At 66.3% G+C, this 11,252-nt stretch carries 15 protein-coding genes; all 15 read left to right on the top strand.

Translation table 11 applies throughout. The features are described from left to right. The first annotated feature begins 84 nt into the window (after positions 1-84). Positions 85-600, top strand: a complete 516-nt coding sequence (locus tag AC1Q7O_RS15750) for a GNAT family N-acetyltransferase (protein WP_492658045.1) — start codon at positions 85-87, stop codon at positions 598-600. Positions 601-617: 17 nt separating this feature from the next. Then, the gene (locus AC1Q7O_RS15745; RefSeq protein WP_492658044.1) at positions 618-1,508 is read left to right on the top strand and encodes an SMP-30/gluconolactonase/LRE family protein; all 891 of its coding nucleotides are present in this window, start codon (positions 618-620) and stop codon (positions 1,506-1,508) included. A 159-nt stretch (positions 1,509-1,667) separates the two neighbouring features. Beyond that, positions 1,668-2,165: an ATP synthase subunit I gene (locus tag AC1Q7O_RS15740; protein ID WP_492658043.1), complete on the top strand. Its 498-nt coding sequence runs from the start codon at positions 1,668-1,670 to the stop codon at positions 2,163-2,165. 16 nt (positions 2,166-2,181) lie between these two features. After that, positions 2,182-3,048: a F0F1 ATP synthase subunit A gene (atpB, locus tag AC1Q7O_RS15735; RefSeq protein ID WP_492658042.1), complete on the top strand. Its 867-nt coding sequence runs from the start codon at positions 2,182-2,184 to the stop codon at positions 3,046-3,048. A 68-nt stretch (positions 3,049-3,116) separates the two neighbouring features. Continuing rightward, positions 3,117-3,392, top strand: a complete 276-nt coding sequence (gene atpE, locus AC1Q7O_RS15730) for a F0F1 ATP synthase subunit C (protein WP_492658041.1) — start codon at positions 3,117-3,119, stop codon at positions 3,390-3,392. A 72-nt stretch (positions 3,393-3,464) separates the two neighbouring features. After that, the gene (locus AC1Q7O_RS15725) at positions 3,465-3,935 is read left to right on the top strand and encodes a F0F1 ATP synthase subunit B (protein ID WP_394509026.1); all 471 of its coding nucleotides are present in this window, start codon (positions 3,465-3,467) and stop codon (positions 3,933-3,935) included. Then, positions 3,936-4,469, top strand: coding sequence for a F0F1 ATP synthase subunit delta (locus AC1Q7O_RS15720; RefSeq protein ID WP_492658040.1), 534 nt, complete (start codon positions 3,936-3,938; stop codon positions 4,467-4,469). It begins immediately after the preceding gene. Positions 4,470-4,562: 93 nt separating this feature from the next. Then, positions 4,563-6,116, top strand: a complete 1,554-nt coding sequence (gene atpA / locus AC1Q7O_RS15715; protein WP_492658039.1) for a F0F1 ATP synthase subunit alpha — start codon at positions 4,563-4,565, stop codon at positions 6,114-6,116. A gap of 58 nt (positions 6,117-6,174) precedes the next feature. Beyond that, positions 6,175-7,047 (top strand): F0F1 ATP synthase subunit gamma, encoded by an 873-nt coding sequence (atpG, locus tag AC1Q7O_RS15710; RefSeq protein ID WP_492658038.1) that lies wholly within the window; start codon positions 6,175-6,177, stop codon positions 7,045-7,047. Between the two features lie 41 nt (positions 7,048-7,088). Continuing rightward, positions 7,089-8,501, top strand: a complete 1,413-nt coding sequence (gene atpD / locus AC1Q7O_RS15705; RefSeq protein WP_492658037.1) for a F0F1 ATP synthase subunit beta — start codon at positions 7,089-7,091, stop codon at positions 8,499-8,501. A 75-nt stretch (positions 8,502-8,576) separates the two neighbouring features. Next, positions 8,577-8,990, top strand: coding sequence for a F0F1 ATP synthase subunit epsilon (locus AC1Q7O_RS15700; RefSeq protein ID WP_492658036.1), 414 nt, complete (start codon positions 8,577-8,579; stop codon positions 8,988-8,990). 169 nt (positions 8,991-9,159) lie between these two features. Next, complete coding sequence (locus AC1Q7O_RS15695) at positions 9,160-9,885, top strand: beta-ketoacyl synthase chain length factor (RefSeq protein WP_492658035.1); 726 nt, start codon at positions 9,160-9,162, stop codon at positions 9,883-9,885. Further along, positions 9,878-10,735 carry a lysophospholipid acyltransferase family protein gene (locus tag AC1Q7O_RS15690; protein ID WP_492658034.1) on the top strand — a complete coding sequence of 286 codons (858 nt, stop codon included), beginning with the start codon at positions 9,878-9,880 and terminating at the stop codon, positions 10,733-10,735. The genes AC1Q7O_RS15695 and AC1Q7O_RS15690 overlap by 8 nt, the downstream gene beginning before the upstream one ends. After that, positions 10,680-10,946, top strand: coding sequence for a phosphopantetheine-binding protein (locus AC1Q7O_RS15685; RefSeq protein WP_492658033.1), 267 nt, complete (start codon positions 10,680-10,682; stop codon positions 10,944-10,946). Before AC1Q7O_RS15690 ends, AC1Q7O_RS15685 begins: the two co-directional genes overlap by 56 nt. A 9-nt stretch (positions 10,947-10,955) precedes the next feature. Continuing rightward, positions 10,956-11,240, top strand: coding sequence for an acyl carrier protein (locus AC1Q7O_RS15680; RefSeq protein ID WP_492658032.1), 285 nt, complete (start codon positions 10,956-10,958; stop codon positions 11,238-11,240). Positions 11,241-11,252 lie beyond the last annotated feature (12 nt).

Below are 11,252 nucleotides of genomic sequence, written 5' to 3'. Positions count from 1 at the left end.
GAGTGATCACCAAGAAGTCCGCCAAGACCCGGCGCGTGGTCTTGGGATTTGCAGGCTGACTTCGCTGGCTAAACTGCGGCGCCTATGTCCGGCCCCGACATCCAGCTCATCACCCCCGAGTCCGCTGAGGACTGGCACGAGACCCGCCTCATCCTGCGCGATTACGCCGCCAGCCTTCAGGTCGATCTCTGCTTCCAGGGTTTCGACGAGGAACTGGCCGGCCTGCCCGGCGCCTACGCGCCGCCCGGCGGGTTGATGCTGCTGGCGCTGGTGGACGGCGCCGTCGCCGGCAGCGGCGCCTTCCGCCCGCTGCCCGATGCCGACTACCCCAACGCCTGCGAGATGAAGCGGCTGTTCGTGCGCCCGGCCTTCCGCCGCTTCGGCCTGGGCCGCATCCTGGCGCAGGCGCTGATGGACCGTGCCACCGAGGCCGGCTACTCGTCGATGCTGCTGGACACGCTGGACGACATGGAAGCCGCACGCGGCCTCTACGAGAGCCTGGGCTTCGCCGAGGTGCCGCCGTTCTACTTCAACCCCATCCCCGGCGCGCACTACCTGAAGGCCGAGCTGGGCGCCTTCCGGCCGAGTTACTTCGGATAACCGCCTAGAGTGGCGGGATGGCCTCACAAGACATCCAAGCCCTCGGCGCCCACCGCTGCCTGCTCGGCGAATCGCCGCTGTGGCACCCCACCGAACAAGCCCTCTACGCCGTCGACATCCCCGGCCGCCAGGTGCTGCGCTGGCGCGCCGGCGCTGACGCGCCGGACGTGTGGCCGCAGGACGCCGAGCCCGGCTGCATCGCCGCCCGCGCGAGCGGCGGCCTGCTGGTGGCGCGGCGCGACGGCCTGTGGACGCTGGACACGACGACCGGCGCGCAGACGCTGCTGGCCGGCCCGCCCTACGACGCCGCGCGGCTGCGCTTCAACGATGGCAAGGTCGACCCGGCCGGCCGGCTGTGGGTGGGCAGCATCTCCGATGCGCGCGAGCCCGAGGCGGCGCTGTACCGCTTCGACGGCGGCGCATTCGCCGCGCAGGTGCCCGGTCTGACGACGTCCAACGGCCTGGCCTGGAGCCCTGACGGCCGGCGGGTGCATTGGTCGGATACCAAGGCGCACCGCCTCTACGTGGCCGACTTCGACGTGGCGGCCGGCACGCTCGCCAACCCGCGCGTGTTCGCCGAGTTCCCGCCGCGCACGGCGGGCGAGGCCTACGGTGGCCGCCCCGACGGCGCCGCGATGGACGCCGAGGGCTGCTACTGGGCCGCGATGTTCGAGGGCGGTGCCCTCGTGCGCATCGCGCCGACCGGCGAGATCCTGCAGCGGCTGGCACTGCCGGCCACCTGCCCGACCATGCCCACCTTCGGCGGCGCCGACCTGCGCACGCTCTTCATCACGACGGCCCGCGAGAAGCGCCCCGCCGACGAGCTGGCGCGCGAGCCGCTGGCCGGTGCCGTGCTGCAGTTGCGCGTGGACGTGCCGGGCCTGCCTGCAACGCTGACGCAGGCCTGAATCCCGCGCGAACCCGGGGGCACGTTTACCCCGGTGTAACTCGTCACATATAATGAGGAGCTTTGTTGGTGACGCCCCGTGCGTCATCCCGGTGCAATCGGCCTCTGGCAGTCTTCATTTGAAGCAGAGGTCGAGCCGCCCACCCCAGGATCTGGCGTCATGACCGAGAACGGCCCCCGAAAGACCTGGCCCCCCGTCGCATCTGCGGCCGGTGGCTGGGACGACGACAACGAGGAGCCGCCCGTCAAGGCGTTGAACCCGGAGCAGGCGGCCGCGCTGAAGTCCGCGTTGCCGATGTTGTCGCCCTGGCGTGTGCTGGGGATGCAGCTGGTGGCAGGCTTGCTGTGCGTGGCCGTGATCCGGCTGTGGACGGCATCCGGCGTGGCCATGGCCTCGGCGCTCTACGGCGTTGCGGCGGTGGTGCTGCCGAACATGCTGCTGGCGCGGGGCATGACGAAGCGATTGGATTCGGCAGTCGGTGCGGCTGCTGTTTTCATGGGTTGGGAATTTTTGAAAATCGGTGCATCGATCGCGATGCTGGTGCTGGCGCCAAAGGTGGTGCCGGGCCTGAGTTGGCCAGCCCTGCTGGTCACCCTCGCGGTGTGCATCAAGGTGAACTGGCTGGCGCTCGCGTGGCGTGGCCGCAAACTGAACTGACGAGGCAGAACGAAACATGGCAGCAGAAGGCCACGCTGAATCGGCAAACGGAGCCGCCCCGAGCGCCGGTGAATACATCATTCACCACTTGCAGCACGCGCAGAACGGTGTCCAGAAGGGCATCGTCGATTTCTCCGTCGTCAACATGGACTCCATCTTCTTCAGCGTGCTGCTGGGGGTGCTGGGCAGCTTCTTCCTGTGGCGCGCCGCGAAGTCCGCTACGTCGGGTGTCCCGGGCCGTTTTCAAGCCGCCGTCGAGATCCTCGTCGAGATCGTTGCCGATCAGGCCAAGGGCATCGTCCACAACGCCAACAGCCGCAAGCTGGTCGCGCCGCTGGCGCTGACCGTGTTCGTCTGGATCTTCCTGATGAACGCGATGGACTTGCTGCCCGTCGACCTGCTGCCGGTGATCTGGCAGACCATCACCGGTGACCACCACGCCAAGCTGCGCAGCGTGCCCACCGCCGACCTGTCCATGACCATGGGCCTGTCCGTCGGCGTGCTGATCACCTGCCTGATCTACAACGTCAAGATGAAGGGTGCCGGCGGCTGGGCTCATGAGCTCGTCGCGGCCCCGTTCGGCGACAAGGTCTATCTGTACCCGGTCAATCTCGCGATGCAGCTCATCGAGTTCGTCGCCAAGACCGTCTCCCACGGCATGCGGCTGTTCGGCAACATGTACGCGGGCGAACTGATCTTCATGCTGATTGCCCTGATGGGCGGTGCCTGGAGCCTCTCGGCGACCGGCATCGGCCTGGCAATCGGCCACATCATCGCGGGTTCGGTGTGGGCCATCTTCCACATCCTGATCATCACGTTGCAGGCCTTCGTCTTCATGATGCTGACGCTGGTCTACATCGGTCAGGCCCACGACGCGCACTGAGCGGCGCAAACAACCCAAGCAGTTCCTTTTCTCAACCGTTTCTCTCTCTATCCCTCTAAGGAGTCATCGTGGAAGTCATTAGCTTTGTTGCTCTCGCCGCTGGTCTGATCATTGGTCTGGGCGCCTTCGGTGCTTGTATCGGTATCGGCATCATGGGCAGCAAGTACCTCGAGTCCGCCGCTCGTCAGCCCGAGCTGATGAACGAACTGCAAACCAAGATGTTCCTGCTGGCCGGCCTGATCGACGCCGCGTTCATCATCGGCACCGGTATCGCCCTGTGGTTCGCCACCGCCAACCCGTTCCTGGGCCAGATCGCCCAAGCCGTCGCGGCCACCGCCAAGTAATTCGACGTTGCCGCCCCGCCCTCGGACTCCTGGGGGCGGCTTCAAGCACTCGAAACTTTGTGAGGCACCCCCGTGTTTATTAACGCGTCGCTCATCGTTCAGATGATCGTGTTCCTGATCCTGGTCGGGTTCACGATGAAGTATGTGTGGCCGCCGATCATCAAGGCGCTCGACGAGCGTGCCGCGAAGATCGCTGCTGGCCTGTCCGCTGCCGACAAGGCCAAGGCCGAGCTGGCCGGCGCCGAAGCGCAGATCGCCAAGGAACTGGCCGCCACCAAGGCTGAGTCCGGCAAGCTGATCTCGGATGCCGAGAAGCGCGCCGCCGCCATCGTCGACGCCGCCAAGGGCCGCGCCGAAGAAGAAGGCGCCAAGATCCTGGCCGCCGCCAAGGCCGATGCCGAGCAGCAGGTGTCCCGCGCTCGCGAAGCCCTGCGTGAGCAGGTCGCTGCGCTGGCCGTCAAGGGCGCCGAGCAGATCCTGCAGAAGGAAGTCAACGCCGGCGTTCACGCCGAGTTGCTGGCTCGCCTGAAGACGGAGCTGTAAATGGCTGAACTCGCCACCATCGCCCGGCCTTACGCCGAAGCCCTGTTCCAGGTCGCCAAGTCGCACGACCTCGCGGCCTGGGGCCAGCAGCTCGACGCGCTGGCCCAGGTGGCGCAGGACGCCGATCTGCGCCAGTTCGCCGATCACCCCAAGGCCCAGTCCGAGCAGGTCGTCGCGGTCATCACCGCGGCTGCCAAGCTGACGCTGGCCGCGGGTGTGCAGAACTTCCTGCAGACCGTCGTCGAGAACGGCCGCCTGGCCGCGCTGCCCGAGATCGTCGCCCAGTACCACGTGCTGGCCAACGCCGCTTCGGGCGTGTCCGACGCGCAGATCTTCAGCGCCTACGAGATCAGCGACGCTCAGCTCGCAGACCTCAAGGCCGCGCTGGAAAAGCGCTTCGGTCGCCAGCTCGCTGCCCATGTGCAGCTGGAGCCCAGCCTGATTGGCGGCGTTCGCGTCGTCGTCGGCGACGAGGTGCTGGACACCTCCGTCAAGGCCCGCCTCGAGCGCATGAAGGTCGCGCTGACTGCCTGATCCGCAGCCAAGCCACGCAAGACATTCCGATTTACCCCGCGTCTGAACCCCGCCCCTGATCCGGCGACGGAACGGCCAACTGGGAGACCAAGCATGCAACTGAATCCCGCTGAAATTTCCGAACTGATCAAGAGCCGCATCGAGGGTCTTGGTGGCAGCACGGACATCCGCAACCAGGGCACCGTCGTGTCCGTTTCCGACGGCATCGTCCGCGTCCACGGCCTGTCCGACGTGATGCAGGGCGAAATGCTCGAGTTCCCGCCGGCCGCCGACGGCTCGCAGACCTTCGGTCTGGCCCTGAACCTCGAGCGCGACTCTGTCGGCGCCGTGATTCTGGGTGCCTACGAGCACGTCTCGGAAGGCGACACCGTCAAGTGCACGGGCCGCATCCTGGAAGTGCCGGTCGGCCCCGAGCTGATCGGCCGCGTCGTGAACGCGCTGGGCCAGCCCATCGACGGCAAGGGCCCGATCAACGCCAAGATGACGGACGTCATCGAGAAGGTCGCCCCGGGCGTGATCGCGCGTAAGAGCGTTGACCAGCCCGTGCAGACCGGCCTGAAGTCCATCGACTCCATGGTGCCCGTCGGCCGTGGCCAGCGCGAGCTGATCATTGGCGACCGCCAGACTGGTAAGACCGCCGTCGCCATCGACGCGATCATCAACCAGAAGGGTCAGAACATGACCTGCGTCTACGTCGCCATCGGCCAGAAGGCGTCGTCGATCAAGAACGTCGTGCGCTCGCTGGAGCAGGCCGGCGCGATGGAATACACCATCGTCGTCGCCGCCTCGGCCTCCGAGTCCGCCGCCATGCAGTACGTGTCGGCCTACTCCGGCTGCACGATGGGCGAGTACTTCCGCGACCGCGGTCAAGACGCGCTGATCGTCTACGACGACCTGTCCAAGCAAGCCGTGGCCTACCGTCAGGTCTCGCTGCTGCTGCGCCGCCCGCCGGGCCGCGAAGCCTTCCCCGGCGACGTGTTCTATCTCCACAGCCGCCTGCTGGAGCGTGCCGCCCGCGTGAACGCCGACTACGTCGAAGCGTTCACCAAGGGTGAAGTCAAGGGCAAGACCGGTTCGCTGACGGCCCTGCCGATCATCGAAACGCAAGCTGGTGACGTGTCCGCTTTCGTGCCGACCAACGTGATCTCGATCACCGACGGCCAGATCTTCCTGGAAACCAGCCTGTTCAACGCCGGTATCCGCCCCGCCATCAACGCCGGTATCTCGGTGTCGCGCGTCGGTGGTGCTGCCCAGACCAAGCTGATCAAGTCGCTGTCCGGCGGTATCCGTACCGACCTGGCGCAGTACCGTGAACTGGCTGCGTTCGCGCAGTTCGCTTCCGACCTGGACGAAGCCACCCGCAAGCAGCTGGACCGCGGTGCCCGCGTGACGGAACTGCTGAAGCAGGCCCAGTACTCGCCGCTGTCCATCTCGCTGATGGCCGCTTCGCTGTACGCCGCCAACAAGGGCTTCATGGACAGCATCGAAGTGAAGAAGGTCCTGGCCTTCGAACACGGCCTGCACCAGTTCCTGAAGACCAGCCACGCCGCTCTGCTGACCAAGCTCGAGAACGACAAGGCGATGGACAAGGACGCTGAAGCCGAACTGAACGCCGCGATCACTTCCTTCAAGAAGTCGTTCGCTTAAAGCCGGAACACGCGGGGCTTGGCCTCAAAACTAACCCCGCACTGAACTAGGAGTTCGAATGGCTTCAAGCAAAGAAATCCGCGGCAAGATCAAGTCGGTCGAGAACACCAAGAAGATCACCAAGGCGATGGAAATGGTCGCCGCGTCCAAGATGCGCAAGGCGCAGGAGCGGATGCGGTCGGCCAGGCCCTACGCCGAGAAGATCGGCAACATCGCCGGCTCGCTCGCCAAGGCCAACCCCGAGTACCGCCATCCCTTCCTCGTGAAGAACGAAGGCGCGAAGAAGGTCGGCATGGTCGTCGTCACGACGGACAAGGGCCTGTGCGGTGGTCTCAATACCAACCTGCTGCGCGCGGCAACCGCCAAGCTCAAGGAGCTGGAAGGTGCGGGCCAGAAGGCCGAGGTCGTCGCCATCGGCGGCAAGGGCCTGGGCTTCATGAACCGCATCGGCGCCAAGGTCGTGGCCCACGCCACGCAGCTGGGTGACCAGCCGCACATCGAGGCCCTGATTGGCCCCGTCAAGGTGCTGCTCGACGCCTACGCCAAGGGTGAGCTGTCCGCCGTCTACCTCTGCTACACGCAGTTCATCAACACGATGAAGCAAGAGGTTCAGGTGCAGCAGCTGCTGCCGCTGAAGGCCGAGGATCTGGCGACCGACAAGACCGGCCACTCGTGGGACTACCTCTACGAGCCGGACGCCGCCACCGTCATCGACGAGCTGCTCGTCCGCTACTCGGAAGCGCTGGTCTTCCAGGCCGTCGCCGAGAACATGGCCAGCGAGCAGTCCGCCCGCATGGTGGCCATGAAGGCCGCGACCGACAACGCCGGCACGCTGATCGGTGAGCTGAAGCTGGTCTACAACAAGACCCGCCAGGCTGCCATCACCAAAGAGTTGTCCGAGATCGTCAGCGGCGCGGCCGCGGTGGGCTGATCCAGCCCGAACGCAAAGATTTGAATTGAAGGAACGCACAAATGTCTAACACTCAAGCAGTCGGCAAGATCGTTCAGTGCATTGGCGCCGTCGTTGACGTGGAATTCCCGCGCGACAAGATGCCCAAGGTCTACGACGCGCTGAAGATGGAAGGCGCCGCCCTGACGCTGGAAGTCCAGCAGCAGCTGGGCGACGGCGTGGTCCGCACCATTGCGCTGGGTTCGTCCGACGGCCTGCGCCGTGGCACCGAGGTCTACAACACCGGCAACACCATCCAGGTGCCGGTCGGCAAGGCCACCCTCGGCCGCATCATGGACGTGCTGGGCAACCCCATCGACGAACGTGGTCCGGTCGCGTCCACGCTGACGGCCTCCATCCACCGTGCCGCCCCGGCCTACGACGAGCTGAGCCCGTCGCAGGACCTGCTGGAAACCGGCATCAAGGTGATCGACCTGATCTGCCCGTTCGCCAAGGGCGGCAAGGTGGGTCTGTTCGGTGGCGCCGGCGTCGGCAAGACCGTGAACATGATGGAGCTCATCAACAACATCGCCAAGGCGCACAGCGGTCTGTCCGTGTTCGCCGGCGTGGGTGAGCGCACCCGTGAGGGCAACGACTTCTATCACGAGATGTCGGACTCCGGCGTCGTCGTGCAGGAGAAGCTCGAAGACTCCAAGGTCGCCATGGTCTACGGCCAGATGAACGAGCCCCCGGGCAACCGTCTGCGCGTCGCGCTGACCGGCCTGACCATCGCCGAGTCGTTCCGCGACGAAGGCAAGGACGTGCTGTTCTTCGTGGACAACATCTACCGCTACACGCTGGCCGGTACCGAAGTGTCCGCCCTGCTGGGCCGCATGCCTTCCGCCGTGGGCTACCAGCCGACGCTGGCCGAGGAAATGGGTCGCCTGCAAGAGCGCATCACGTCGACCAAGGTCGGCTCGATCACGTCCATCCAGGCCGTCTACGTCCCTGCGGACGACCTGACCGACCCGTCGCCTGCCACGACCTTCGCCCACTTGGACGCCACCGTCGTGCTGTCGCGTGACATCGCCTCGCTGGGCATCTACCCCGCCGTGGACCCGCTGGACTCGACCAGCCGCCAGATCGACCCCAACGTCGTCGGCGAAGAGCACTACACGACGACCCGTGCCGTGCAGCAGGTGCTGCAGCGCTACAAGGAACTGCGCGACATCATCGCCATCCTGGGCATGGACGAACTGTCGCCGGAAGACAAGCTGTCGGTCGCCCGCGCCCGCAAGATCCAGCGCTTCCTGTCGCAGCCCTTCCACGTCGCCGAAGTGTTCACGGGCACCCCGGGCAAGTACGTGCCGCTGAAGGAAACCATCCGCGGCTTCAAGATGATCGTCAACGGCGAGTGCGACACGCTGCCCGAGCAGGCCTTCTACATGGTCGGCACGATTGACGAGGCGTTTGAAAAGGCCAAGAAGATTCAGTGATGCTGACCGGGGCGCTCCGCGTGCCCCGTCTCTCGCAGAACCTTCTTCAACTTTGATTCGCTAAGGAAGATTGACATGGCAACCCTCCACGTCGACGTGGTCTCCGCCGAAGAGCAGATCTTCTCGGGCGAGGCCAAGTTCGTCGCCCTGCCGGGCGAAGGTGGCGAGCTCGGCATCCTGCCGAAGCACACGCCGCTGATCACCCGCATCAAGCCGGGCGCCGTGCGCATCGAGCGCGCCGATGGCACCGAAGAGTTCGTCTTCGTCGCCGGCGGCATTCTCGAAGTGCAGCCCAACCGTGTGACCGTGCTGGCCGATACCGCCATCCGCGGCAAGGACCTCGACGAGGCCAAGGCCGCCGAGGCCAAGAAGCTGGCCGAGGAAGCGCTGAAGAACGCCAAGAGCGAGATCGACCTCGCCAAGGCCCAGAGCGAGCTGGCCATCCAGGCGGCCCAGATCGCCGCGCTGCGCAAGTTCCTCAAGAAGTAAGGCGCCCTCACCGGCAACTTGATCGAGCGCGGCCACGGCCGCGCTCGGCGTTTTTGGGGCGCACTTTTGGATGGAAGCGTGCGGCCGAGGGCATGCTCTCTAATTGCGCGACGAGTGGACTGCGGATAATCCGGTCTGTCCCTTCCCCGACCGCTTGAGCCCCTGATTCATGATCGACTTCCGAGTTCGCCGCTGGGCCGCCTGGTCGCCCAGCCTGCAGACGCAGGAAGCCTGGGAGGGCTGGCTGGCTGCACCGGCTTGGCCGTTGCCCGCCGCGGATGCGGTGGCGCCGTTGGCCGAGGTGCCGGCCATGACGCGCCGACGCATCGACCCGCTGGGCCGTGCCGCGCTGCAGGTGGCCTGGTGGGCGCAGGGCGCGGAGCCGACAGGGCCCGTGGTGTTCGCCTCGCGCTGGGGCGAGATCGCCCGCTCGGTCGCGCTGCTGCGCCAGTTGAGCCAGGGCGAGCCGCTGTCGCCGACCGCCTTCAGCCTCTCGGTCCACAACGCCAGCAGCGCGGTGTATTCCATCGCCCGCGGCGACACCGCCAACTACACGGCGATTTCCGCCGGTGCGGCGAGCGCGACGGCCGGCATCTGCGAGGCGCTTGGCCTGCTGGCCGACGGCGCCGAGCAGGTGCTGATGGTGTCGGTCGAGGCCGGCCTGCCCGAGCCTTACCAAGCCTTCGAGTCGCAGCCGGGGCCGTTGCGCGCGTGGGCGGTGCTGCTGGAGCCAGCGGAGCAGGGGCTGCGCCTTCGGTCCTCGGTGCCGGGCGCTGCGGACGAAGGTGACGATTGGCCCGCCGACCTGGCCACGCTGCGTTTCCTGGTCGGCCGGTCGGCGCAGTGGCACCAGCGCGACTCGCAGAGTGGCTGGTTGTGGAGCCGCCATGCGTGACTGGCGCCACTGGCCCGGCCGCGTGTGGCGCGTGCTCGCCACGGCGATCGCGTTCGCCTGCTTCGGCGTTGGTGGCGTGGTGCTGTGGCTGGTGGTCTTCCCGCTGCAGACGCTGCTGCTGCGCGATGTGGCGCGGCGCGAGCAGGCCGCGCGCGCCGTCGTGCAGGCGGCGTTCCGGCTCTTCATCGGATGGATGCGGCTGCTGGGGTTGATCGATTACGAGATCAGGGGTGTGGAGAAGCTGCAGCGCCGCGGCCTGCTCATCCTGGCCAACCACCCGACGCTGATCGACGTGGCCTTCCTCATCGGCCTCGTGCCCAACGCGAGTTGCGTGGTGAAGTCAACGCTTGCCAGCCACCCCTGTACGCGGGGGCCGGTGCGTGCAACAGGCTACATCTGCAACAATCCCGGGGTTGATTTACTGCACGCCTGCATGGACACGCTGGCGGCGGGCAGCAATCTGATCATCTTTCCCGAAGGGACGCGATCGCGGCCTGGGCAAGCCCTGAAGATGCAACGCGGCGCGGCGCAAATTGCCCTGCGCGGCGGACTCGACATCACGCCGGTGCGTATCCATTGCGAGCCGCTCGGTCTGTACAAGGGGCAGCCCTGGTGGGCGGTCGCCCGGCGCCGGCTGCGCTTCACCATCGAGGTCGGCGACGACCTGCCGTCCGCACCCATCCTGGCTGCGGCTGATGGCGAACATGGCCGAGCGGCCAGGCGCCTGACGGAAAGGCTGATCCAGTTTTTCTCTGAACCGGTGGGGTCGCCGAAAGAGGTCTTGAAGGGGAGTCATGCAAGCGTTGGAACAAGAAATCAAGGAACTGCTGATCTCGGCACTCCAACTTGAGGACATCAAGCCCGAGGACATCGATGCCGAGCAGCCGCTGTTCGTCGAAGGCCTGGGCCTGGACTCCATCGACGCGCTGGAACTGGGCCTCGCGCTGCAGAAGCGCTACGGCATGAGCATGGCGGCGGACTCGGCCGAGACGCGCCGGCATTTCGCCAGCATCCGCGCGCTGGCGCAGTTCGTGGACAGCCATCGCAAGATCGCCGCGTGAGGTGCAGTCATGACTGACCAAGAACTCTTTGATCGCCTGCGCAGCATCCTCATCGAGACCTTCGACATCGAGGCCGACCGCATCTCGCTGCAGGCCCGGCTCTATGACGACCTCGACATCGACAGCATCGATGCCGTCGACCTCATCGTGAAGCTCAAGCCCCTGGTGGGCAAGCGCCTGCAGCCCGAGGCCTTCAAGGCCGTGCGCACGGTGCAGGACGTCATCGACGCGCTGCAGGGCCTGCTGAAGGCCGATGCGGAAGTCGGCGACAAGCCGACGGCGGCAACCGCCTGAACCGGGGTCAGT

Source organism: Roseateles sp. GW823-FHT07B05, from assembly GCF_058794515.1.
Note: the sequence above shows the minus strand (reverse complement) of the source record. Positions and strands in the feature narration are given on the sequence as shown.

What these genes read in the sequence shown, in the direction of transcription:
- AC1Q7O_RS15750 (WP_492658045.1), top strand. Translation starts at nt 85, where the DNA reads ATGTCCGGCCCCGACATCCAGCTCATCACCCCCGAGTCCGCTGAGGAC.
- AC1Q7O_RS15745 (WP_492658044.1), top strand. Translation starts at nt 618, where the DNA reads ATGGCCTCACAAGACATCCAAGCCCTCGGCGCCCACCGCTGCCTGCTC.
- AC1Q7O_RS15740 (WP_492658043.1), top strand. Translation starts at nt 1,668, where the DNA reads ATGACCGAGAACGGCCCCCGAAAGACCTGGCCCCCCGTCGCATCTGCG.
- atpB (WP_492658042.1), top strand. Translation starts at nt 2,182, where the DNA reads ATGGCAGCAGAAGGCCACGCTGAATCGGCAAACGGAGCCGCCCCGAGC.
- AC1Q7O_RS15720 (WP_492658040.1), top strand. Translation starts at nt 3,936, where the DNA reads ATGGCTGAACTCGCCACCATCGCCCGGCCTTACGCCGAAGCCCTGTTC.
- atpA (WP_492658039.1), top strand. Translation starts at nt 4,563, where the DNA reads ATGCAACTGAATCCCGCTGAAATTTCCGAACTGATCAAGAGCCGCATC.
- atpG (WP_492658038.1), top strand. Translation starts at nt 6,175, where the DNA reads ATGGCTTCAAGCAAAGAAATCCGCGGCAAGATCAAGTCGGTCGAGAAC.
- atpD (WP_492658037.1), top strand. Translation starts at nt 7,089, where the DNA reads ATGTCTAACACTCAAGCAGTCGGCAAGATCGTTCAGTGCATTGGCGCC.
- AC1Q7O_RS15700 (WP_492658036.1), top strand. Translation starts at nt 8,577, where the DNA reads ATGGCAACCCTCCACGTCGACGTGGTCTCCGCCGAAGAGCAGATCTTC.
- AC1Q7O_RS15695 (WP_492658035.1), top strand. Translation starts at nt 9,160, where the DNA reads ATGATCGACTTCCGAGTTCGCCGCTGGGCCGCCTGGTCGCCCAGCCTG.
- AC1Q7O_RS15690 (WP_492658034.1), top strand. Translation starts at nt 9,878, where the DNA reads ATGCGTGACTGGCGCCACTGGCCCGGCCGCGTGTGGCGCGTGCTCGCC.
- AC1Q7O_RS15685 (WP_492658033.1), top strand. Translation starts at nt 10,680, where the DNA reads ATGCAAGCGTTGGAACAAGAAATCAAGGAACTGCTGATCTCGGCACTC.
- AC1Q7O_RS15680 (WP_492658032.1), top strand. Translation starts at nt 10,956, where the DNA reads ATGACTGACCAAGAACTCTTTGATCGCCTGCGCAGCATCCTCATCGAG.